Source organism: Candidatus Limnocylindrales bacterium (genome assembly GCA_035626395.1).
Taxonomy (GTDB): domain Bacteria; phylum Desulfobacterota; class Binatia; order UBA1149; family CAITLU01; genus DASPNH01.
Genome location: DASPNR010000042.1, coordinates 124,261 through 147,855, shown reverse-complemented (window position 1 = coordinate 147,855; position 23,595 = coordinate 124,261). Strand labels below are relative to the sequence as shown.

16 protein-coding genes are annotated in these 23,595 nt (G+C 68.9%); 7 read left to right on the top strand and 9 right to left on the bottom strand.

Features of this window, described 5'->3' with window-relative positions:
• The first annotated feature begins 30 nt into the window (after positions 1-30).
• Positions 31-789, top strand: a complete 759-nt coding sequence (locus tag VEC57_16415) for an SDR family oxidoreductase (GenBank protein ID HYC00718.1) — start codon at positions 31-33, stop codon at positions 787-789.
• Positions 786-1,442, top strand: coding sequence for an HAD family phosphatase (locus VEC57_16410; GenBank protein ID HYC00717.1), 657 nt, complete (start codon positions 786-788; stop codon positions 1,440-1,442). The genes VEC57_16415 and VEC57_16410 overlap by 4 nt, the downstream gene beginning before the upstream one ends.
• Here the strand turns inward: VEC57_16410 and VEC57_16405 are convergent, their stop codons facing one another.
• On the bottom strand, positions 1,443-1,871 hold the full coding sequence (locus VEC57_16405) for an HIT family protein (GenBank protein HYC00716.1): 429 nt from the start codon (positions 1,869-1,871) through the stop codon (positions 1,443-1,445).
• 130 nt (positions 1,872-2,001) lie between these two features.
• On the opposite strand from VEC57_16405, the gene VEC57_16400 reads away from it, so the two are divergent.
• Positions 2,002-3,036, top strand: a complete 1,035-nt coding sequence (locus VEC57_16400) for a hypothetical protein (protein HYC00715.1) — start codon at positions 2,002-2,004, stop codon at positions 3,034-3,036.
• Positions 3,037-3,126: 90 nt separating this feature from the next.
• On the opposite strand, the gene VEC57_16395 is transcribed toward VEC57_16400, so the two are convergent.
• On the bottom strand, positions 3,127-4,233 hold the full coding sequence (locus tag VEC57_16395; GenBank protein HYC00714.1) for a hypothetical protein: 1,107 nt from the start codon (positions 4,231-4,233) through the stop codon (positions 3,127-3,129).
• Between the two features lie 367 nt (positions 4,234-4,600).
• On the opposite strand from VEC57_16395, the gene VEC57_16390 reads away from it, so the two are divergent.
• The 3 genes from VEC57_16390 to VEC57_16380 all read left to right on the top strand — a co-directional run bounded on the left by VEC57_16390 (position 4,601) and on the right by VEC57_16380 (position 9,330).
• On the top strand, positions 4,601-6,340 hold the full coding sequence (locus VEC57_16390) for a glucoamylase family protein (protein HYC00713.1): 1,740 nt from the start codon (positions 4,601-4,603) through the stop codon (positions 6,338-6,340).
• Between the two features lie 3 nt (positions 6,341-6,343).
• A complete protein-coding gene (gene ugpC / locus VEC57_16385) occupies positions 6,344-7,447 on the top strand; it encodes a sn-glycerol-3-phosphate ABC transporter ATP-binding protein UgpC (protein HYC00712.1) in 1,104 nt (367 codons plus the stop codon).
• 149 nt (positions 7,448-7,596) lie between these two features.
• Entirely contained in the window at positions 7,597-9,330 is a 1,734-nt protein-coding gene (locus VEC57_16380; protein HYC00711.1) for a hypothetical protein, read from the top strand.
• A 66-nt stretch (positions 9,331-9,396) separates the two neighbouring features.
• Here VEC57_16380 and VEC57_16375 read toward each other — a convergent pair whose 3' ends face one another.
• The 6 genes from VEC57_16375 to VEC57_16350 all read right to left on the bottom strand — a co-directional run bounded on the left by VEC57_16375 (position 9,397) and on the right by VEC57_16350 (position 20,810).
• Positions 9,397-13,302: a hypothetical protein gene (locus VEC57_16375; protein HYC00710.1), complete on the bottom strand. Its 3,906-nt coding sequence runs from the start codon at positions 13,300-13,302 to the stop codon at positions 9,397-9,399.
• Positions 13,299-16,499 (bottom strand): discoidin domain-containing protein, encoded by a 3,201-nt coding sequence (locus VEC57_16370; protein HYC00709.1) that lies wholly within the window; start codon positions 16,497-16,499, stop codon positions 13,299-13,301. Before VEC57_16370 ends, VEC57_16375 begins: the two co-directional genes overlap by 4 nt.
• A 62-nt stretch (positions 16,500-16,561) precedes the next feature.
• On the bottom strand, positions 16,562-17,389 hold the full coding sequence (locus tag VEC57_16365) for a carbohydrate ABC transporter permease (protein ID HYC00708.1): 828 nt from the start codon (positions 17,387-17,389) through the stop codon (positions 16,562-16,564).
• A complete protein-coding gene (locus VEC57_16360; protein ID HYC00707.1) occupies positions 17,386-18,279 on the bottom strand; it encodes a sugar ABC transporter permease in 894 nt (297 codons plus the stop codon). The genes VEC57_16365 and VEC57_16360 overlap by 4 nt, the downstream gene beginning before the upstream one ends.
• A 44-nt stretch (positions 18,280-18,323) precedes the next feature.
• On the bottom strand, positions 18,324-19,457 hold the full coding sequence (locus VEC57_16355; protein HYC00706.1) for an ATP-binding protein: 1,134 nt from the start codon (positions 19,455-19,457) through the stop codon (positions 18,324-18,326).
• 291 nt (positions 19,458-19,748) lie between these two features.
• Positions 19,749-20,810 carry an MBL fold metallo-hydrolase gene (locus tag VEC57_16350; protein HYC00705.1) on the bottom strand — a complete coding sequence of 354 codons (1,062 nt, stop codon included), beginning with the start codon at positions 20,808-20,810 and terminating at the stop codon, positions 19,749-19,751.
• A gap of 211 nt (positions 20,811-21,021) precedes the next feature.
• On the opposite strand from VEC57_16350, the gene VEC57_16345 reads away from it, so the two are divergent.
• A complete protein-coding gene (locus VEC57_16345) occupies positions 21,022-22,269 on the top strand; it encodes a sugar ABC transporter substrate-binding protein (GenBank protein HYC00704.1) in 1,248 nt (415 codons plus the stop codon).
• Positions 22,270-22,303: 34 nt separating this feature from the next.
• On the opposite strand, the gene VEC57_16340 is transcribed toward VEC57_16345, so the two are convergent.
• Positions 22,304-23,323, bottom strand: a complete 1,020-nt coding sequence (locus VEC57_16340) for a bifunctional methionine sulfoxide reductase B/A protein (GenBank protein HYC00703.1) — start codon at positions 23,321-23,323, stop codon at positions 22,304-22,306.
• Between the last annotated feature and the right edge of the window lie 272 nt (positions 23,324-23,595).

Here is a 23,595-nt window from a genome sequence, read left to right as displayed (position 1 = left end):
CCGGCGGCGGCGGCGACCGTGGAAGAACCCATGAGCATCGGCATCGATCTTTCCGGCAGGGTCGCCATCGTCACCGGGGGCGGCCGCGGGCTCGGCCGTTCGATTGCGCTGGGGCTGGCGCGTGCGGGCGCCGACGTCGCGCTGGCCGGGCGCAAGATCGAGAGCTGCGAGGACGCGGCGCGCGACGTTCGCAGCCTCGGCCGCCGTGCGCTGGCCGCGTCCTGCCACATGGGCCGGACCGAAGAGATCGACGCGCTGTTCGAGCGGACCATCGCCGAGCTTGGCCGCGTCGACATCGTCATCAACAACGCCGCGACGAGTCCCGCCGCGCGCCCGCTCATTGCCGGCACGCCCGAGTTGTTCGACCGCATCTACGCCATCAACGTGCGCGGCCCGCTGCATCTGGCCTGCCGGGCGGCTGCGTGGATGGCCGACCACGGCGGTGGGGCGATCGTCAACGTCGTCTCGGTCGGCGCGTTCCGTCCCGGTCCCACCATCGGCCTGTACTGCTCGAGCAAGTCGGCGCTGCATGCGCTGACTCGGGTGATGGCGCTGGAGTGGGCGCCGCTCGGCGTGCGCGTCAACGCGCTGGCGCCCGGGCCGGTCAACACCGACATGGTCAAGGCCACCGAGGGCACCGACTTCCATCGCCTGATGAGCGAGGCCACGGCGATGAAGCGCATCTCCGAGCCCGAAGAGATCGTCGGATCCGTGCTGTACCTCGTCAGCGATCTGTCGCCCTACACTACGGGCTCGACTCTGGTGGTCGACGGCGGGATGAACACGTGACCGACGCGGCACCGCAGACCAGGGCCGTGCTGTTCGACTTCGGCGGCGTCTTCACCGAATCGCCGTTCGAGGCCGCGCGCGAGTTCGGACGCGAGATCGGTGTGGACCCGCACCTGATGCTCACCACGGTCTTCGGTCCCTACGATCAGGACACCGACCATCCCTGGCACAGGCTCGAGCGCGGCGAGATCCTGCTGACCGACGCACGCAGCCAGATTCTCGATCTCGGCCAGCAGCACGGTTTCGAGGCCGATCTGTTCAAGGTGCTCGCGGCGCTGGGGAGCAAGACGGGGCCGCGCGAAACGTTCTCGTCCCGCGCCCGGCGGCTGCGCGCCGCCGGCATTCCCACCGCCGTCATCACCAACAACGCCCGCGAGTTCCAGGACGCGTGGCGGGCGATGGTGCCGGTCGATGAGTTGTTCGACTTCGTCGTCGACTCCTCGTTCGTCGGCTATCGCAAGCCCGACCCGCGCATCTTCCGCCATGCGCTCGAGAGGCTCGGCATCGAGCCGCATCAAGCGATGTTCTTCGACGACTTCGAGGGCAATGTGCGCGCGGCGCGCGAGCTCGGTATTCGCGCGCATCTGGTCGAGCCCGATCCGGCGGCCGCGCTGGCGGAGCTCGATCAGGTCCTCGTCACCCTCGGCGCCTGATCACTCGGCGGCAAGCGCCGCGCTGAGCGCAGCGACCAGCTCTCCTGCTTTTTCGGCCGACAGCTTGCTCGGCGACCAGCCGATGCCGAGCCCGGCTTCCTCGTAGCGCGGAATGATGTGGAAGTGCACGTGCATGACGGCCTGGTGCGCCATGTGCCCGTTGTTCTGCAGGATGTTGTAGGCCATCGCCCCGGTCGCCTTCATCACCGCGCGGCAGAGGCGCGGCAGCACGCGGCCGATGGCGGCGGCCGATTCATCCCCGAGCTCGTGCAGGAACGGCTTGGCCTCCTTCGGAATCACCAGCGTGTGCCCGAAGGAGATCGGGTTGACGTCGAGGAACGACAGGACGTGGTCGTCCTCGTAGACCCGGTGACACGGGACCTCGCCGCGGATGATCTTGCCGAAGATGGTGTCGTCGTAGTCGGCCATGGTCGGGGCTCCTCCGAGCGCGGCTCTGCTGCCGCGGCAGCGGCGACGTTGTGCAGACGCGGAGTTTGCACGCCGCGGCTCGCGGGCACAAAACCGGAGTTCTCTTACGTTCGGAGAGGAGGCAGCGAGGATGATGGGACCGACCGCAAGGGAACACGCCGGCCACCTGCGAGGGGCCGCGGCGGTGCTCGTCGTCATGGCGGCGGCTGCCGCGTGCGCGCCGCAGAAGACGGCCACCGTCACCGGCCCGCCGCCGGCCATCAGCGGAAGCAAGCTGTCGCTCGCGCGCGTGGACGCCGACTTCCGCGTGCAGGGCGACGCCAGGGAAATCCTGAACGAGGCGCTGCGCGATTCCATCGCCGCGGCGAAGCTGTCGTGCACCGCGGGCACCGCCGGCTGCGCCACCCTCGACGTGCGCGCGACGCTGCGCGCTCCGGCCCCGGCCTTCCGTCATGCATCGGCCGGCATGCCCATTCGCGTGGTGGAACTGGTCTCGTCGGTGCGCGACGGCGCCGGCGCAGGCTCGATGGTCCACCAGCGCACCGTTGCCGTCACCGGCGACATGTCGACGGCAACCTGGATGCGCGTGGCCGATCAGCTGGCGACCGATCTCGTGCGCGAGCTGTCGATCCGCTCGCGCGGTGACTCGGCGGTCATCAGCCTGCCGTCCTGGGCGGCGCACGATGCCAGGCTCGAGCGCGTCTCGGCGCCGCAGGCCTTCCACGTCCCCGTCGTCAGCGACACGCGCGCCGACACGGCCCGCGTCGGCGTGATGACCTCCCGCGACGGCAAGGCGTTTCCGATCCGTATGACCAGACGGCCCACCGACTACCTGACCGAAGCGATCGGCGACGAGCTACGCGCGGTCGGGCACGTCATCGTTCCGGCGATGGACGGACGCCTGGTGGGCACGGAACTCGAAACGTTCTGGATCGATGCTTCGCAGACGTCGACCGGATGGAACGTCACGGCTCGCATCGAAGTGGATTTCGAAGTGGCACCGCCCGCCGGCGCCAAGCGCCGAAAGCCCGAGCGGCACGCTTGCAGCAAGACGATGAAGCTCGGCGGCACACCGAGCGAAGCCGACCTCGCGCGCGTGCTCGAGGCGTGCTTTGTCGACCTCATGGCCTCGATGCGCAACGACCCGGTGTGGGCCGGGAGCTGACGCCTGCGGCCGTGCGCCGGCTGCCGGCTCGGGCGACGCGGCAGCGCTGCGGCGTGCCGGCGCAACGCGCCGGCGAAGCGCGGCGCCGCCTCAGAGGCCGCGGATGGCGCGCGCGTCGAACGTCACCACCGCCGCGTCCCCGCCGTCGGTGACCACATACGCCGGACGAAGCGCAGCCGGCAGCTTGTGATCGCCCGACCAGAACAGCTGGCGCCGCTGATCGAACTCGGCAGCGAATCGCTCGCGCTCGTTCAGCGGAAGGCGGTCGGTGGTGGAAAGGACGTCGTAGACCGAGCGGCCGCGCATCAACGTCAGGTTCATCTGCGGCAGGACGCCCGCTTCGCTGAACTTCGACAGCACGGTGGCGCCTCCGTCGTGGTTGGCGATTCGGATGTCGTGGCGTGAGCGCAGAACCTGCGCGGCGGCGGCAATGTCCAGCTCCGCAGGCCGGCCCTCGGGAGAGACTGCAACGAACATGTCGTGGCAGCGGCCGCCGAGGCCGCGCCCGCGTGCACGCGCCGCCATCTTCTCGGCACCTGCCTCGCTCGTCAGCACCAGCACCTCGATGGCGCTGCCGTCGGGATGGCGGTCGTGAAAGATGCGTGCGTCGAAGATGTCGGCGGTTCCCATCTTGTGCTCGCCCGATTGGGAGACGACGATCTGCGCCGGGTACGGCCGCCGCGACAGCACGCCGCGCTCCTGCCACAGCCGCCGCAGCCGGAGGATCTTGTCGAGCACGTGCGGATCGGCTCTGGCAACCTGCGGCCACCGGACCGGCCCGTAGGGCTGCCACAGGTAGCCGCGATACGGTCCGTGGTCTACGCCTTCCTTGCTGACGGTGTTGCTGCCGACGATGACCGCATCCGCGAGCCCGTACTGCAGCGCCAGACGAAACGCGTCCAAAGGATTGCCGCCCGCGATCAGCCAGCCGCCATCGACGCCGCGGACGTTGAACGTCCAGTCCTCGACCTCGTACATGCTGCGCGGCTCGCCATCTTCCAGAAGCGGCGCGGTCCAGCCGCGACGCGCCGGTCGCAGGACGAACATTCCGATGATGATGGAACGGCTGGATGCCGACGGGTCCTCGATCAGCGGAAAGCATCCGCCTGGATGAAGACGCGCCAGTTCGTCGCCCAGCGGAAGCCGCAGCGCGATGCGTGCGGCGTCTTCGTGAACGGTCGCGTGCTCCAGCCCCATGGCCTCGCATAACACCCCTGACGAGGCTGCGGAAGCAGGCAGCGCGGCGATGGCGCGGCGAATGCCGCGCTGCGCGGCACCTCATGTGCCCCAGCTCCGCACATGAGCGGCGTGGCAGGGGTTTTCGTCCATTGCGCGGCGCGGCTCGCTGTGTCACCTATCCGATATCTCGCCATCTCCTCATGGAGTGGCCATGGCGGGATCGTTCGGGTTGCGGTCGGTGGGGACACCGTCGGTGCGGGGGGCATCAGAAACGAGGACCGCATGCCGGTCCATCGGGATGATCAGGCAGTGGATTCTTGCCATCGCACTGGTATGCGCCGGTGCGTCGAGGGCAGGGGCCGCCGACACCGTGACGGCGTCGGCAGTGGTACCTCGCTCGCTTGCTGCCGGTGTCGCGGCGCGGCCCGCCCAGGCCTCCCGTCAGCTTGCCATCGATTTCCTCCGCATCGCCGAGAGCCAGCCGCTCGCGCCCTCCGAGCCAGCCATCGATCCGGCGTCGCCGAAGGCGGAGCCGGCCATCGGTGCGGCAGCCGAGCCTGCGCCGGCTGAACCGACACAGGCGCAGGAGGAGGCGCCTGCGGATCCCTCGGCCGTTTCGGCCGACGACGTACCCGACGACGCCAACGCCACGCCCTCCACCACGGTCCCGGCGCGTCCGGACGCGCACGAGATCATCGACACGAACGCGCCACGGCTGCTGACCGAGCAGGAGCCGACGCAGAAGAAGATCTGGGAACAGCAGAACGGCGGCTTCACGGCCTCGCGCCTGGCCATCCAGCGACGGCTGCGCGACTACCCGACTCGCCTGCTCGTGCCGCGCAGCGGCCTGCCGCGACAGATGCGCGCGTTCCTGCGCCGCACTGCCGAAGACACCTGGCGCGGCCTGATGGCTTTGACCGACTACGAGAGCGGGCTTCCCGTCGATCACGTGCGCTTCGAGGGCTCGCCGCTGCCTCCGCTGGCCGCGCACATCGGCGACTACGTCAACGTGACTTCGATCGGGCTGCAGCTGGCGTGCATCGCCGCGGCGCGCGCCATCGACCTGATCGGCACCGAAGCCGCACAGTTCGAGGCCGCCAAGATCCTCGACACCCTCGGGCACCTCGAGCGCCACGAAGGCCAGTTCTACAACTACTACGACACGACCTCGCTCGAGGCGACCAGCACGTTCCTCTCCTTCGTCGACACGGCCTGGCTCGTCGCGGGCCTCATCGTGACGCGGCAGGCCTTTCCGGAGCTGGCGCCGGTCGTCAACGAGATCCTGGACAGCATCGACCTCGGCTACTTCTACGACCGCACCACCCGGCAGATGTCGCACGGCTACTACGTCAACAAGGGTGTCCTGTCGGTCTACACCTACGGCGCCTTTTATACGGAGGCGCGCCTGGGCAGCCTCATCGCCATCGGCAAGGGCGATGCCCCGGTCAACCACTGGTACGCCATGAAGCGGGCGATGAAGCCGCGCTGCAGCGACGGCAACTGCCCCACCACGCACGAGCTGGCCTACACAGCGCGCGACGGGCGGACCATGCGCGTGACGACCTTCCGCTGGCAGGGGCGACAGTACGTGCCTTCCTGGGGCGGCAGCATGTTCGAGGCCCTCATGCCGCGCCTCGTCCTCGACGAAGAGCGCTACGCGCCCAGGAGCCTCGGTCCCAACGGCGAGGCGCACGCGATGATCCAGCAGGAGTACGCGCGCGAGGTCCTCGGCTTTCCGGTCTGGGGAATGTCCCCGTCGTCGACGCCGAGCGATGGGCGCTACGGCGAGTTCGGCGTGCCGGTGCTCGGCTCCCACGGGTATGCCGCGGGCATCGTCACTCCGCACGCCGCGGCGCTGGCGCTTGCGGTTGCTCCGGACGATGCTGCCGACAACCTCATGGACATGGCCCGCCGCTACGACATCTACGGCGAATACGGCTTCTACGACGCCGTCGACCCCGGCAATGGTCAGGTCGGATATTCCCTGCTCCAGCTCGACCAGGCCATGCTGTTCCTGTCCGTCGCCAACCATCTCTCCCAGAACGCCGTTCCGCGCCTGTTCGCGGCCGATCCCTACATCAAGCCCGCGCTGGCCCTGCTCGGCGAGGAGCGATTCTTCGAGTAGGCGGTGGCCGACGTCGCCTGCGCAAATCTGGTCAAGGAGTACGCGGACTCGGTTCGCGGCCTCGACGATGTCAGCCTGACCATCGAGGACGGCGAGCTGATGGTGCTGGTGGGGCCCTCGGGGTGCGGCAAGTCCACGCTGCTGCGCGTGATCGCCGGCCTGGAGCAGGCCACCAGCGGAAGCGTGGTCATCGGCGGACGCGACGTCGGGCGCCTGTCGCCGCAGGAGCGCAACGTGGCGATGGTCTTCCAGGACTACGCGCTGTACCCGCACATGACGGTGAGGCGTAACCTCGAGTTCCCGCTTCGGATGCGACGCATGGACAGGACGGAGATGACCGAGCGCGTCGACCGCATCGCCGAGCTGCTCGGTCTCGGCCAGCTCATGGACCGCCTGCCGCGCCAGCTCTCGGGCGGCCAGCGCCAGCGCGTGGCGATGGGGCGGGCGCTGGTTCGTGAGCCCAGCGTCTCGCTGCTGGACGAGCCGCTCTCGAACCTGGACGCCAAGCTGCGCGTGCAGGTGCGCGCCGAGATCGGCGAGCTGCAGAAGCGCACCGCCACCACCATGGTCTACGTCACGCACGATCAGGTCGAGGCGATGACGCTCGGCCATCGCGTGTGCGTGCTCGACCGCGGCCGCGTCCAGCAGGTGGCGCCGCCGGCCGAGCTGTACGAGAAGCCGGCCAACGCCTTCGTCGCCGGCTTCATCGGCAATCCGCCGATGAACCTGCTGCCGGCCGCCGTCGGCGCCGACGGCGGCAGCCTGCGCGTGCAGGTCGGCGGCTGCGCATTCACGCTCGATGGCGGTGGCCGCCCCGTCGCTGAAGATTTAAGACGTACGAAAACTTTGGGCGTGCGTCCCGAAGCGCTCGAAGTCGTCGACGCCGCTGGCGCGCCCGTCGAAGCGGTGGTCGAGCACGTCGAGCTGCTCGGACACGAGACTCTCGTGCATGCAGCGATCGCTGCGGATTCCAGGGGAAAACCGCCATTTCGCGTGATCGCACGGATGTCCGGAGCGCACGCACCGGGGCACGGGCAGCGAGTCGGTCTGGCGATGCAGCAGGATGCGCTGCACTTCTTCGGCGAGGACGGAACGGCCATCCGCTAGCTTCGTGCGAGCTGGCATCGCTGCACGACGTGCGTTTCTTTGCGCGTGCACGTGCTTGCACGCTTGACGCCCTGGCGAACCGAGTAGTAGCGTGCGGCATGCTGACGCGCGCGAAGGGGAATCTGGCTCGTTTCTGTCTCATTGCTCTGGTGGCTGCGGCACCCGCCGCCGCTCCTCGAGCATCCGCAGCCGACATCCTGGCCAACTCGGCCGACGACGTCTGTCCGATCTCCGCCGATCCGTGCGTGGTCGACGAGAGGGTCGAGGTGGCGCGCGGCAGCAAGCTCGACTTCGGCACCCGCACGGTTCACGTCACCGGCGCCGGCCAGTTCGCCTTCGGGCTGGGCGAGGCCACCATCGAGAGCGGCTCCTTCATCGTCGACGCCGGCGACGGGCCGGCGATCCATTCGCGCGGCCGCGGGGCCAGCCACTCGCGCAGCGGGACCGTCAACATCCGTGCGTTCCGTGAGTGCGAGCTGGGCGAGCGCCAGTGCATGGGCGACGCAGGCTGCGACCTCGGCGACTGCGGCTCGCGCCGCTGTGCCGCCAACCCGCTTCGCCTTTGCGAAGCCGATGGCGACTGCAGCAACGGCACCTGCAACCACCACCGCTGCTCGCTCAACCTCGAACAGCGCTGCGACAGTGACGCCGACTGCAATGCCGACACCTGCGCTCCCGGCTTCACCTGCGAGGGCAGCGGCGATGAGCCTTTCTATTGCGACGAGAACGCCGACTGCCAGCTCGGCTCCTGCTCGGTCGGCGAGGGCGTCATCGTCATGAACGGCGAGATCGCCGGCAGCTCCGACAAGCCGGCAGTCGTGCGCATGGAAGCCTACGGCGACATCACGTTCACCGGCGACGTCGACCTGCACAGCACCGGACGCACCGGCGGAGGAACGCTGAGCCTGCGCTCGCGCGCCGGCGGCATCGACTTCGAGTCGGACGTGGTCTGCACCGGCACGCCGGGCGGCCGGGTGCAGCTGCGTTCACGGCTCGACGTGGACCTCGGCGGGCACATCGACTGCGGCGGCGGCCTCATCGACATCGCCACGACCGCCACCGGCATCACCTCCAGCATGCGAGGCGTCACCGTGCGAAGCGGGCGCGACATCGACGTCGATGGAACCATCCAGGTCAACGGCATGGAGGGCGCCCGCTTCGGCGGCTACGTGCACATGGTGGCCAAGCGCGACCTTCGCATCAGCGGCCCCGGCGACGGTCCGCAGATCGAAACGACGGGCATCCTCGACAACAACAACTTCTCCGGCTTCGGCGGCCGCCAGACCTATGAGACGCGACGCAACCTGAACGTGCAGGAGAGCGCCCACTTCGTCGCCAACGGCGGCCCCAACGGCAACGGCGGGGTCGTGGAGTTCGGCGTGCGCGGCCAGACGCTGTTCGAAGGCACCGTCAGCGCGCGCGTCTCCGGACACCAGGCCTTCCAGGTCACCGGCGGCGGGTTCTTCCTGTTCGGAGACGGTCCGACGCTGTTCACCGACGATTCGGAGATCGACGTCTCCGGAACGGCCGAGAGCGCGGGCGGGCGCCTGATCATGGACGTGGAAGCCGATCTCGAGCTGAACGGCCTGATTCAGAGCCGCGGCAACGAGCCCGGCAACAACACCACTTTCGACTTCCGGACGTGCAACCTGAAAATCGGGCCTGACGCCGAGATCGACAACAACTCGGTCGGCGGAGACAACCTCTTCAAGGTGCGTGAGCAGATGACGCTGGCCTCCGGCGGCCTCATCCGCACCGACAAGGGCGTCAACGAGATCACCTATCGCAGCGACGACAAGAAGCCGCGCCTGATGGGCAACGTCTCGCCGAAGGCGGTGCGAATCCTCGACCCCACGCTCGATCCCTGCCAGATCGAGGAGTAGGCATCGGGGTCTGGCACGTTTTCACGGCCTTTCCGTGAAACCGGTGCCCGACCCCATCCCTCGTTCTCACCCCAGCACGACTTTCACCTTGTGCCGCTTCCCATCCTGCTTGAGCGGAATGCGCGCGGCGCCGTCCTGCGGCGCGAGCTCGCGCCCGTCGGCGGTCACCGACACGACCGCGGCGGCGCTGCCCGAGGACGCATCCACCTCGATCTCGTAGCGTGAGCCGGCGCCGACGGTGCGGTAGCTGATCTTGTAGCCCGGCCACGAATCCGGCACCGCCGGCCGCAGAACCAGGGTATCACCGCCTTCGATGGTAAGTCCGAGGATCGTCTCCAGGCCGATGCGGTACATCCAGCCGGCGGACCCGGTGTACCAGGTCCAGCCGCCGCGCCCGAGATGCGGAGCGACTCCGTAGATGTCGGCGGCTACGACGTATGGCTCCACCTTGTAAAGGCGGGCCGCCTCGGCGCTGGCAGCGTGCGCCACCGGCGAGATCATCTCGAACAGCTCGAGCGCCGTTTCGCGCCGGCCCATCTCGGCCAGCGCGCGCACGAGCCACAGTGCGCCGTGTGTGTACTGCCCGCCGTTCTCGCGGATACCGGGCACGTATCCCTTGATGTAGCCGGGATCGCGCGCCGTCTTGTCGAAAGGCGGGGTGAGCAGGCGGATGATGCCGGCGTTGCGGTCCACGAGCATCTCTTCGGCTGCGGCGATGGCGGATTGTGCGCGCTCGGGAGGAGCGACTTTGGAAAGCACGGCCCACGCCTGCGCGAGCACGTCGATGCGGCACTCCTCGTCGGCGGCCGAGCCGAGCGGTGAGCCGTCGTCATAGTAGGCGCGCCGGTACCAGCTTCCGTCCCAGCCGCCGTCGTTGAGCGCGTCGGCAAGATGTTGGCGGTGCGACTCGTAGCGCGCCGCGCGCTCCTCGTCGCCGCGCGCGCGGCAGATCGGCGCGAAGGCCTGCAGGATCACCGACAGGAAGAATCCCATCCACACGCTTTCGCCGCGGCCCTCGCGCCCGACGCGGTTCATGCCGTCGTTCCAGTCGCCGGTGCCCATGAGCGGAAGGCCGTGCGCCCCGACAACCAGCGAACGGTCGAGCGCGAGCACGCAGTGATCGTAGACCGAGGCGGTCTGGTCGCTGCGATCCGCGTCCAGATAGGCCTCGTCCTGCCCGTCCGCCAGCAGGTGTCCGGTCACGAACGGGACGCTCTCGTCCAGCAACGCGCGGTCGCCGGTGGCGTGGACGTAGGTGGCCGTCAGGTACGGAAGCCACAGCAGATCGTCGGAGAAGCGCGTGCGCGTGCCGCGATCGGCCGGCGGATGCCACCAGTGCAGGACGTCGCCTTCGGCGAACTGGTGCGCCGCGTGCAGCAGCAGCTGCGCACGCGACAGCGCCGGCCGCGCATGAACCAGCGCCGCCGAGTCCTGCAGCTGATCGCGGAACCCGTAGGCGCCGCCGCACTGGTAGAACGCCGCCCGCGCACGCATCCGGCAAGACAGCGTCTGGTAGAGCAGCCAGCCGTTGAGCAGCAGATCCATCGGCTTGGACGGCGTCTCCACGCGCACGCTCGTCAGGATGTCGCGCCAGGCCTGCCGCGCCTCGGCGAAAGCCTGCTCGACGGCCTCCGGGCTGTTCAGGCGTGCCAGAAGCTCGGCGACCTGCTCGCGCGCGCGCACCTGCCCGAGCGCCACGACGACTTCGGCTTCTGCACGCGCAGCAAGCTTGATGTGCGTTTCGAACGCGAAGCATGGGTCCAGGCCCGCGCCGGCCGCGGCTGCGAGCGGTTGCGCCGTCGTCACGGCACGCGGCGCCGCGACCGACCCGTTGCGGCCGAGGAACTCGAGGCGGTCGGCCGTCCAGCTTGCCGGCGAGGGCGAGACGACGACGGCGCCGAACGCAAGAGCGACGCCGTGATCCTCGCTGAGGGGATTGCGCGCCAGCAGGGCGCCCGTAGCTTCGTCCCGCTCGGTGACCACGAAGCGCGAGTGCTCGAAAGGCGAGACGCCGAGCACGAGGTGATCATAGGAATACAGGCTCAGGCGTCGCGGCTTGGTGCCGCGGTTCTTGAGCCGGATGCGAAGCAGGCGCACGGGGTCGTCGGCCGCAACGAACGCGCACACCTCCTGATCGATGCTCTCGCAGCGCTGGCGCCAGATCGTGTAGCCGAAGCCATGGCGCACCTCGCACGGCGCGCCCGAGGCTGCCGGCCCCGGCAGCGGCGACCAGTAGCGATCGCTGTCGTGATCGCGAATGTAGAGCGCCTGCCCGTGAGGGTCGAGGATGGGATCGTTGCTCCACGGCGTCAGCTTGTTCTGGCGGCTGTTGCGCGCCCAGGTGTAGCCGGCTCCGCTCTCGCTGGCGATGAAGCCGACCATGTCGTTGGCCACGACGTTCACCCACGGCGCCGGAGGCAGGCCCGCGCCGGCTCCGTCACCGACGCGAATCCCATACTCGCTGCCGTCGGCCGAAAAGCCGCCGTAGCCGTTGTCGAAAAGCAGCTTGCTGGGTGCCGCTCCGGCATCGGCCGTATCCGCGCCCGCCGCCGCTTCGCCGCGCGCGCCGGCACGAACGCGCGCGAGCCTGGCCTTTGCCGGAGCTTCCTGCCCCGCTTCGCGCGCCAGCTCGCGCGGCTCGACGTCGGCCAGCCAGTGCGCGCTCGCGCGAAGCGCACGCGCGGCCTCGGCGCCGAGATCGGCCAGACGGCGCACGATGGCGGCATTGGCGAGCACGCCGGCCAGGCGACAGGCCTCGGCCGAGCATGCCGCGTCCTCGCACAGCACCACGAGCGTCACCGGCAGCCCGAGGTCGCGCAGATAGCGAACGCGCGAGGACACGTCGCGCACGCGTCCCATGAGGTCGGCGTGGCGCGCGGGCATGACCACGAGCAGCGAGTCGGCGCCGACGTTCAGTGCGGCAAGGGGGCTCTTGTCGCCGCGCGCCTGCGACAGGTCCTCGGCCGCGGCGCGGAGCGAGGGATGCTGGTAGAGCATGGCCGCGCCGATCGCCTGCGCGATCTCGGCCTGCGCCGGCGTCAGGTTGTTGCGCTTGCGCCGCTCGCGCTCGGTCTGCTCGGCTTCCTTGAGCGCGGCCTCCTGCGCCTGCGTGGTGCGCAGCGCCGCGATCGTCGACAGCACGGCGGCGCGGTCGTAGCCGGCGGCCAGCACCAGCGCGAGAGAGATCTCCTGGTCCTGCCGGATCGTCATGCGCCGGCGCATCGCGAAGACCGGATCGAGCACGCTGCCCGTGGTCTTGGCCAGGGCGCCCTCGGCGATCATGGCCGGCGCCGCAAGGCTGGCCCCGCGGCCGAGAAAGCGGCTGCGATCGGTGTCGAAGTCGAAGTTGCCCGCGCCGAACAGCGCGCCGCCCACCCACGTCGGCACCTCGTCGCTGCCGCGCGGACGGCGCCGCGCCAGCAGCGTCTCGGCCGCCGACTCGTACTCGGTCTGCACGAACAGCTTGGCGAAGGCCGGATGGGCAAGATCGGCGCCGCGCCAGCCGTTGACGATCTCGGCATAGGCGGTGAGCTCGATGCGGCGCATGCGCTGCGAGCGGTTCTTGACCGACAGCAACCGAACCTCGGCATCGCTGCCCGTGGCCACGCCGATGCGGCACTGCGCGTCGATCCCATAGGCGCGCCGCCCCAGGACGACGCTGCCGATGCCCGCCTTGGCGGTGGTGGCGCCGGTGGCGTCGGGAATCGGCTGCACCCCGAGCGACCACAGCTCGCCGGTGTCGAGATCGCGCAGGTAGATGGCCACGCCGTCGCGGTCGCAGGTGCGGTCGCCGCTCCAGCGTGTGACCGCGATGGGTCCACACTGCGACAGGCCGGTGCCGGCGCCGGTCACCAGCGTCCAATAGCGCCCGTTGGAGAGCACGCGACCGTGCGGCGCCACGTCGTTGGTACGCGCAAGAGGCGGCGCGGTGGCGGCAAGAACGCCTTCGGAGGTGCGCGCGGGCTCTTTCATGGTTTGGGCCTCTCTCCCGTTGCGTATTCGAAGACGACCGTGGCCGGCAGAGCCCGGACGACGGCCTCGGCTTGGAAAAACTCGCCTTTGCGTGGCTCGTGGTGTCGTACTTCGCCCGCGGCCCCTTGGATCCGGGCCTGCACCACGCGGGCGCCGCAGCGTCCCTCCCCGCTCTGGAAGCAGGTAGGCGCCGCAACGACGATTCCGCCCTCCGGTATACGCGTGCCAGCGGCAATCTCCACGGCGACCGCCCCACCTTCGCGGCGCCGCAGCCGGTAGGTCAGCGGACCGTAGTGCGTGGGGAGGTCCCGGACGGCCACCGCCTCGCCGTCTTCGAGCCACGCGTAGGGGATGCCGGCAGCCACCAGCAGCGACCGGTCGCGCTCGCGTTCGTGCGCCAGCATGGTGCGGACGGCGTGGACGAACGTGGAGCCGATCCAGGTGTGTGGGAGGTCGCCGAGAAAGTTCCCCTCGCGCGGCTCGAGCCAGCTGATCTCGGGCCACTGGTTCCACGCCGGCGGCCGCTGGTCGCGCGTCATCGACGTCAGCACGTCCAGCGCCTCGGCCTTGCGGCCGAGCAGCAGCAAGGCGTTGATGTTGCGCAGCTCGTACGCGGTGTAGCCCACCCCTTGCCTGGCCTCGCTGTGGCGGGCGCCGATCTCGCGCGCGTACTTGTCGAAGGTTCGCTCCAGCGCCGCGCGCGGATAGACGTCCTCGATGCCGAGCGTGAAGGCGACGGCGGTGGAGGTCGGGTCGAAGTCGCCCAGCTCCACCGATGCCGGCACGGTCTCGAGCTTGTGCGCGAGCATGGTCAGCTCCACCGATCGCGTGAACGTGACGCGGAAGGAGTCGCGCTCGGCCGCGTACTTCTCCGCCCTCTCCCCGTCCCCCACCAACGCTGCCATCATCGCGGCGTCCATCAGGCCACGCAGCGCGAAGGCATCGTCCCAGTACGAGTGCACGGGACGCGCGCTGTAGCCTTCGTGGCTGATCGATTCGGGCAGCAGGCCGAAGTACGCCTCGCGCATCGCCATGCGATACTCTTCGGTCATGCGCGTGGCGCGCAGCCGGATCATGCAGTCGGCGGCCGCCGCCGCGCGCGGCCACATCTCGCGTACGAACGCGACGTCGCCGGTGTAGCGGTAGACGTCGGCCACTGCCCACAGGAACTGCCCGAAGCTGTCGTGCTCGGGCACGGTGTCGGCGCCGCCGGCGTCCACGCAGCACGGAACGTAGCCGTCGCTGCCCTGGTAGGTGGCGAACCAGCGGACGAACGCGCGCGCCTCCTCGGCGAAGCCCAGCTCGAGCAGCGCCTGCGACGTCATCGCGCCGTCGCGGATCCACGATCGCTGATACGTGCGCGAGCCGGGCTGGATGGCATCGCCGTCGCGGTTGATCAGGATGTAGGCCAGGTTGCTGCGCAGCGAGGCGAGCAGATCGCCCGCCTTGCGCGGCAGCTCGATGGAAACGCGACGCAGGACCGAGGCCCACTCGCGCGCGGCCTGCTCGAGCTTGTCGGCGCCGCCAAGGGCCCAGACGTCGGCAAAGACCTCGGGAGGCGCTGCGTGAAACGGCACTTCGAGCCAGGCGTCGCTGCTCTCACCAGGCCGCAGCGTCAGATCGTACGCGAAGACGGCGGAGGCATGCTCGAACCCATCTTCGACGGCCTCCTGCGGCGGGACCTGCCCGCGCTCCAACGCGGCGATGATGCTGCCCTGCTCGAACGCCGCCGCGCCGAACGCCGCCGGCGGCGGCGAAACCTTGACGACCTTGTCCTCGTTGACCAGGACCGACGACAGGCTCTTCCGGGCGACAGTGCGGATGCGCGTCACGCCGCCGACCATGTTCAGGCTTTGCCACGGCGGCAGGACCTGAAACGGGCGAACGGCCAGGAACAGCTTTCCCGACCAGTCGCGGCCGCTGCGATTGTGCACGCGATACCTGGCGGCGGCGGTGGAGGCGCCGGCCTCGCCGTGAGCGAAAGCCGTAACCGTCAGCGCGACGTCGTCGAAGACCCGCTCCACGCTCGGGATCGGCAGCTCCTGGTCGGCCAGGCTCACGGCCGGCTGCGCGTCGCGCCAGGTGTGCAGGCGATGCCCGTCGTAGAGGAACGGCTCGATCGTGAACGACCCTGCGTCGACCTCGAGCGCGCCGTCCTCGTTCAGCAGCGCTTCCCTTGCATCGCCCTGGACGCCAATCACGGTCCAGTAGCTCTGCTCGCGCGAGAAGTAGCGCGGGAAGTGCCCGGCAGGCGCATCGGCCGCCACGCCGGCGAAAAACGCATTCAGTGACGAGGAGAACTCGAACGGCTGCACGCGGATCTCGGCGATGGTTACGCCGGCGGCGCCCGGCGTGAAGCGGAAACGCACGTAGCGCGCATAGACGTCGGGCGTGTAGAGATAGTCGCGGCCGCCGTCGCTGCGCGTCAGCCGCTGCACCGTCTCCCACGTCCGGGCATCGCGTGAAGCCTCGACGACGTAGGCCGCGGCAAAGTCGCGTTCGTCCTGTTCCAGGATGAAGCCGCCCTGCTCGAAGGGCTGTCCGAAATCCAGCGTGAGCATGGGTGAGCCATCCGGCGCCTCGCTGCGCCATGCCGTCGCCGCATCGCCATCGAGCATGGCTTGAACGTTCTCGGCGCCGCTGCTGGCCGTAATGGTCGGGCGCGGCAGCACTCCGCCGGTGTCGATGCGAGGCTCGAGCACGATGTCGTCGATGAAGAGCGAGCCGGCGCCGCCCTTGCCGGCCGTGACGGCAAGCTCGATGGCATCCAGACGCTGCGGCGTTCCCCCACCGGCTGGCCCCCACGCGAACTGAAGCCGCGACCTGGCGACGCGCAGCTCCTTGGTTTCGGCCGGCAACGAATAGAGCGGAAGGCGCCGCCACCACACGTTCTCGCCCGAGATCAGCTTGATCTCGAGGTTGTTCGGCGCGCCGCTGCCGCGCACGCGAAAGACCAGCATGTAGTCGGCGGGCAGATCGAGCGAGAGGCGGCGCCGCGCGATCACGTGCCCGCGCCCGTGCCCGAGATCGAAGTCGACGCGCAGCGAACCGTGTTCCTCCCGAAGAGCGCCGCGCGCACCCGGAGAGGCGATGGCCTCCCAGGCCCCGGCGTTCTCGCCGGAGTCGACGACCACGGGCTCCATCGCGGCCGCGGCCGGCGAGGCGGGAGCGATGGTGGAGGCGACGGCCCACGCCATCGCCAACGCTGCGGATGTTCGTCGCAAGAGAGGCAGCACCGGAGTCGAACCGCGCGGGCGGATCAGCCCTTGAGGCTGCCGGCCGTCATGCCGGCGATGTAGTAACGCTGCAGGGCCAGAAAGACGAGCATCACCGGCACGATCGTCACCACCGCGCCGGCCATCATGAGCTCGGTGTCCTGCACGTGCTCCCCGAACAGATTGGCCAGCGCCACCGGCAGCGTGTAGCGGCGGTCGTCGGTCAGAACGATCAGCGGCCACAGGAAGTCGTTCCATGCGCCCATGAACGTGGCCACGGCCAGGGTCACGAGGATCGGCCGGCATAGAGGCAGCGCGATGCTGAAGAATACCCGCAGCTCCCCCGCGCCGTCCACGCGTGCGGCATCCAGCAGCGCATCGGGAATCGACAGCGCGTACTGGCGCACCAGGAAGATGCCGAAGATGCTGGCCATGCTCGGCACCATGACGCCCCAGTACGTGTTGATCAGACCCATCTCGCGCAGCATGAGGAACAGCGGCAGCATTCCGACCTGTCCCGGTATCACCAGCGCCGCCAGCATCACGCGCTGCAATCGCTCGCGGCCATGGAACGGGAGCTTGGCCATCGCATAGCCGGCCATCGAGTTGAGCGTGACGGCCAGCGCGGTGGCGCCGGCGGCGATGGTCGCGCTCGAGAAGAGGTAGCGCATGAGGTCGAGGCGCTGCAGCAGGACGCTGTAATGCTCCAGGGTGGGCTTGCTCGGAACCAGCCGCGGCGGCACGGAGGTGGCCTCGCCTGCCGGCATCAGCGAAGCGCCGATCATCCACACCAGCGGCAGCAGCGTCAGCGCCGCCGCCGTCAGCGCGGCCGCGTGCAACGCCACACGCCAGAGCAAGGAGCGTCGGCTCATGCGATCGCTCCTGCATCGGCGGCGCGGCGAAGCCGCAGCTGCAGCAGCGTCGCGACGAGAATGATGCCGAACAGCACGAACGCGATGGCCGCGGCGCGCCCGATGTTCCACCACCGGAAGCCTTCCTCGTACATCAGCAGCACCACGCTGCGCGTGCTGCCGGCCGGGCCGCCCTGCGTCATCACGTAGGGCTCGGCAAACAGCTGGAAGTATCCGATGGCCGTCAGCATCGTCACGAATACGATGGTGGGGGCCAGCATCGGCAGCGTCACGTGACGGAACTGGCGCCAGGCGCCGGCGCCGTCGAGGCTGGCAGCTTCGTAGAGCCGCACGGGCACGCTTTGCAGCCCGGCCAGGAACACGATCATGTTGAAGCCGAAGCCCTTCCACACCGACATCAGGATGATGGCCGGCATCGACCAGCGCGGATCGCCCAGCCAGTCCACCGGCTCGATGCCGATCGCGGCCAGCGCCTGGTTCAGCAGCCCGAAGCGGGGGTGGTACAGATAACGCCACACCACCGCGACGGCGACGATGGTGGTCGTCACCGGCAGGAAGAAGACCGTGCGGAAGAAGGCCTTCGCGTAGAGCAGCCGCGAGTGCACCAGAAGCGCCGCCGCCAGCGACACGGCGATCGAAAGGGGCCCTCCGACCACGACGAAGTAGAGGGTGTTTCGCAATGCGCGCCAGAACAAAGGGTCGGACAGGAGGTCGGTGTAGTTGCGCAGCCACACCAGGCGCAGCGCCGAAGCGTCGGCCAGAGCGTAGATGTCGAAGTCGGTCAGGCTCAGCGCCAGCGAGGCCAGGACCGGAACCACGAAGAACAGGAGGATGACGGCAAGCGCCGGACCGAGCAGCCAGAGCAGGGCGATGCGTCGCTCAGCAGTCATGCCGGCCGACGACTAACATCCTCACCCGCTCGGCGCGAGACCGGCTACGGCTCCAGTTGCAGGAAGATGGCCGCGCCGCGGCCGGGATGGCCCTCGGCCCAGACCGAGCCGCCGTGGCGAAGGACGATCCGCTCGACGGTGGCCAGGCCGATTCCGCTGCCTTCGAACTCATGCGAAGCGTGCAGGCGCTCGAAGGGGCGGAAGATGTCGCCCGCCTGCTTGGAATCGAAGCCGATGCCGTTGTCGCGGACATAGATGGCCGGGCCGCGCGCCGTCTGCGAGCGGCCGATCTCGATGCGAGCATCGGGGCGCCGCCGCGTGAACTTCCAGGCGTTGGCGAGGATGTTGGTGATCACGATGCGGATGAGCGCCGGATCTCCGACCACGACCAGACTCTCGGGCACGCGCAGCTCCACCTGTCGGTCGCGCTCGCCGGCCGACAGATCGGCGACGATCTCGCGCGCCAGGTGCGCCACGTCGACCTCGGCTTTCGAAAGCGAGCACTGCGCCACACGCGACAGCTCGAGCAGCGCATCCACCGTGTCCTCGAGGCGGTGTGCGGCCGTCTGCATGCGCTGCACGTAGTTGACGCCGTGCGCGTCCAGCGCGCCGGCGTATTCGTCGATCAGCGCCTGGCCGAAGCCGTGGATGGCGCGAAGCGGCGACTTGAGGTCATGAGAGGCGGTGTAGGTGAAATCTTCGAGCTCGCGATTGCGGCCGATCAGCTCACGGTTGTGCGCGAGCAGGCGCTCGTTCTCGCGCTCGAGCTGTACCAGGCGCGCACCCGACAGCAGGATCGGCCAACCTTCCGCATCGACCCCGTCGGCGCCCGTCACGGCCACCTGTGCCTTCTGAAGCCGATCGAGCATGCCGCCGGTGATCACCGCGATCGCCACCGTGGCAAGCGCCGGCACGCTGAGCGGATCGACGGCCGCGCCGCCGAGCACGTAGAGCAGCCCCAGAATCGAGAGCATTGCGGGCCACGGCGCGCGCCACCACACCGCGAACAGGAAAGACAGGAACACCGACAGCCGTGCGATGACGCCGAAGCTGTCGGGGCTCCACGTGTCCGTGAACAGCGACAGCCGGTGCGCGAGCATGCCTCCCAACGTCAGCGAGATGACGACCAGCGCCGCCGTGGTGTGCGTGAGGGAGAGGCCGCGGGCGGCTTTGCTCACCGGGGCCGCAGCGGTTTCCATTCGTTCGCGCATTCGATCAGCCATGGCAAAAACGTCGCTCGTTCTCCGACGATTCGACACGCCAGAAGGTGTGTCGACACCCATCGTGCAAAGCACGGGCCACGACCGCGGTTTCTGCGCTTAGGCATTTCTAAGGAAGAATTGGCGAGAGAAACCACCGCGCCGGCACCAGGCGGTGCGCGCGCGTACAGTTTCGTACGGAGCGAGCACGGCGGAAATCGCGCCAGCAGCGGCACGAAACCATCGGCGGACCCGGCCTGGTTGGCGGTCCTACTCGGGTTTGGGGTCCGGCGCTCCGCGAGGCGGAACGTGCCAGCCTTCGCCGATCCCGAGGATGCGGATCTGGCGCGGATCGCCTCCGTCTTCGGCGACGGCCGTCATCAGTTCCTTCGGCGGCTGATCGAGCGCCTCCATCGCCAGATCGAAGGTGCCCCAGTGGACTGGAATCATGTAACGCGCGCGCAGATCGCGGAACGCGCGATATGCCTCGGCCGGGTTGACGTGCTGGTAGCCCATGAACCAGCGAGGCTCGTAGGCGCCGATGGGTAGCAGCGCGACGTCGATGGGACCGAAGCGCCGTCCGTATTCGGCAAAGCCGTGGAAATAGCCGGTATCGCCGCCGAAGTAGTAGCGCATCGTCCCTGAATCCATCAGCCACGAGCACCACAGCGCCTCGTTGAAGCCCTGTCCGACCCGCCGCGACCAGTGCTGCGCCGGCAGGCATGTCATGGTCCAGCGGCCGTGGCGCGCGCTCTGCCACCAGTCCAGCTCCACGACGTTGTTTCGGCCGCGCTCGCGGAACCACTCGGCCATGCCCATGGGCACGAACCATTTCACCGTGTCCGGCAGTCGGTCGACGGTGCCGGCGTCGAGGTGATCGTTGTGATTGTGCGAGATGACCGCCATCGCATCCGCTGGCACGGCTTCGAGCGGAATTCCGGGCGGATGATGCCGCCGCACCACGAGCATGCGCGGCGCCCAGTTGGGATCGGTGAGCACGACGTCGTCGCCATCGTGGATGGCGGCAGTGGCGTGGCCGACCCACGTGATTTTTGTCGAGCTCTGCACGCCCGACAGCTCGGCGCCGTCGTTCGCATGAAACGGAATCTGCGGCTCGTGCCCGTCGTCGAACGGGTTGCGGCTGAAGACCATTCGGACGAAGCGCGTGAAATCGTAGTCGAAGCGGTTCCAGGGATTGAAGAACTCGCCGTCCTCGTAGTGCTCGGCGTACAGCGAAGCGGGGTCGGAGGATGCCGGCGGCGGCGGCTTCAGGTCCGTCGCCATCGTGCAGGCAAGGAAGCCGAGACTGGTCAGCACGACAACGGCAATCACGCGACGCATCGCGACAGAGTGCGCCGGGCAGCGCGGCGGATCGAACGCGCAACGGCCGACAGGTCGGCGGGCGCGGACCTTGCCGCTCGTTACACGGTGGGAGCGTACCCATGTGCGGCGGAACATTGTGCGGCGTGCCGCCGGCGGCTCTAATCGGCACATGCGTTCCTGTCGCTCCTTCTGCAGCGCCGGCCGCGCCCTTTGCTGCGTAGTGACGGCGGCTGCAACCATCCTCGTCGGCTGCGCCGACGGCTCGCGCGCCGGTGCGGTCGAGCTGTGGGCGATGGGCAGCGAGGGGGAGGTCGTGGAGGCGATGCTGCCCGCGTTCCGGCAGCGCCATCCCGACATCGACGTGCGCGTGCAGCGCCTGCCCTGGAGCGCGGCGCACGAGAAGCTGCTGACGGCGTACGTCGGCGGCACGATGCCCGACGTTTTCCAGATCGGGAACACCTGGATTCCCGAGATGGTCGCGCTCGGTGCTCTGGAGCCGCTCGATGACCGCTCGGCAACGTCGGCGTCGGTGGCGCGCGACGATTTCTTTGCCGGGATCCTGGACACCAACGTGGTGGAGGGCCGGCTGTGGTCGCTGCCGTGGTACGTGGACACGCGCCTGCTCTTCTACCGCCGCGACCTGCTGCAACGCTCCGGCGTATCGGGGCCGCCGGCGACGTGGGGGCAGTGGCTCGATGCGATGAGGCGGGTGCGGGCCAGTGCCGGCGCCTCCTCCTATGCGATCTTCCTTCCCGTCGATGAATGGCAGACGCCCGTCATCCTGGCGCTGCAGCGCGGTGCCCGCCTGCTGCGCGACCACGACGGCCGCGGCAACTTCTCCAGCGCCGAGACGAAGGACGCGATGGCGTTCTACCTCGCGCTCTACGAGGAAGGCCTGGCGCCGCAGCGCGCCGCGGCGCAGATCGCCAACCTGTACCAGGAATTCGCCGCCGGCTACTTCACGTTCTTCATCACCGGCCCCTGGAACCTGCGTGAGCTCGAGAAGCGCCTGCCCGCGGCGCTGAGCGAGGCATGGTCGACGGCTCCGATGCCGGCGCCGCATCCGGCCACCCCCGCAATCTCGCTCGCAGGCGGTGCCAGCCTCGGCATCGCCGCAAGCAGCAGGCGCAAGGAGCAGGCCTGGAAGCTGCTCGAGTTCCTGGCGGAGCCGGCCCAGCAGGCACAGTTCTACCGTGCCAGCGGCAGCCTGCCCGCACGGCGCAGCGCATGGAGCGACCCGGTGCTTGCCGGCGATGCCAGGGCCGACGCGTTCCGTCGCCAGCTCGAGCACGTGGTGCCCACGCCGAAGATCCCGGAGTGGGAGCGCATCGCCTCCAAGATCACGCTGCACACCGAGCGCATGGTGCGAAAGGACGTCACTCTCGAGCAGGGACTGGCCGAGCTCGATGCCGACGTGGATGCCGTGCTGGAGAAACGACGCTGGATGATGGAGCGGCGCGCGCGTTGATCGCGCGCCGGCGAGCATGGCCGTTGCTGCTCGCTCAGTCCCTGACCCAGTGGCAGGTGTATCCGCCCGGGTTCTTTTGCAGGTAGTCCTGGTGGTACTCCTCGGCCGTCCACCAGTCGCTGGCCGCGGTGATCTCCGTGACCACGGGGTTCTTCCACTTGCCCGACGCGTCCACTTCCTTCTTGACGCGCTCGGCGATCTCTCGCTGGCGCTCGTCGTGGTAGAAGATCGCCGACCGATAGGAGGTGCCGATGTCGTTGCCCTGGCGGTTCCTGGTGGTCGGGTCGTGCAGGCGGAAGAAGAAGCGCAGAATCTCCTCGTAGCTGATCTTGTTCGGATCGAACTTGATCCGCACCGCCTCGGCGTGGCCCTCGTGATTGCGATAGGTGGCGTTGGGAACGGTGCCGCCGGTGTAGCCGACGTCGGTCTCCACCACGCCCGGCAGCGCCCGGACGAGCTCCTCGACACCCCAGAAACATCCGCCGGCGACCGTGGCGATCTCGTACTCGCCGTCGTAGGCGGCGCTCTTGCCGCCGGCGCTGGCCGCGGCTGAGGCGGCCGGGGCAGCATCACCCGCGGCGGTTGCCGCCGAGGCGCCGGCGCTAGCCGTCTTGCCGAACAGCGGCAGGTACTCGGCGTAGCCCTCCTCTTCGAGCTTCTCGACGGGAATGAAGCGCAGCGCCGCCGAGTTCATGCAGTAGCGCAGGCCCGTGGGCGCAGGCCCGTCGTTGAAGACGTGGCCGAGATGCGAGTCGGCGTGCTTGGAGCGGATTTCGGTGCGCGGGTAGAGCAGCTTGTAGTCGGTGTTCTCGGTGATGTTGGCCGGCTCCAGCGGCTTGGTGAAGCTCGGCCAGCCCGTGCCCGAATCGAACTTGTCGAGCGAGCTGAACAGCGGTTCGCCCGAAACCACGTCGACGTAGATCCCGTCCTGCTTGTTGTCCCAATACTCGTTGCGGAACGGCGGCTCTGTGCCTTCGTGCTGCGTGACCTTGTACTGAAGCGGGTCGAGCTGGGACTTCAGCTCTTGATCGGAAGGCTTCTTGAACTCTTTCATGCGGTCCGTCCTTGGAGCGGCTGCCGCCACGGCAGCTTCATGTCGAGCCGCGGGCTCCGCACGCGTCTGGTCGCAGGCACCGACCGACAGCGATGCAAACAGAGCGATGCCGGCGGCGGCCATGCGCGCGAATCGACTGCAGCGCTTCATCTCCTCTTACATCCTCCTGAATGCCAGGAACCGAGGGCCGGCACCATTGGCTCCAAGCGCCCCGGCCGATCGTCCTTGCCCGCTCCCCTTCCGAGGTGGAGCAGTGCGTGATTCACGGTTAG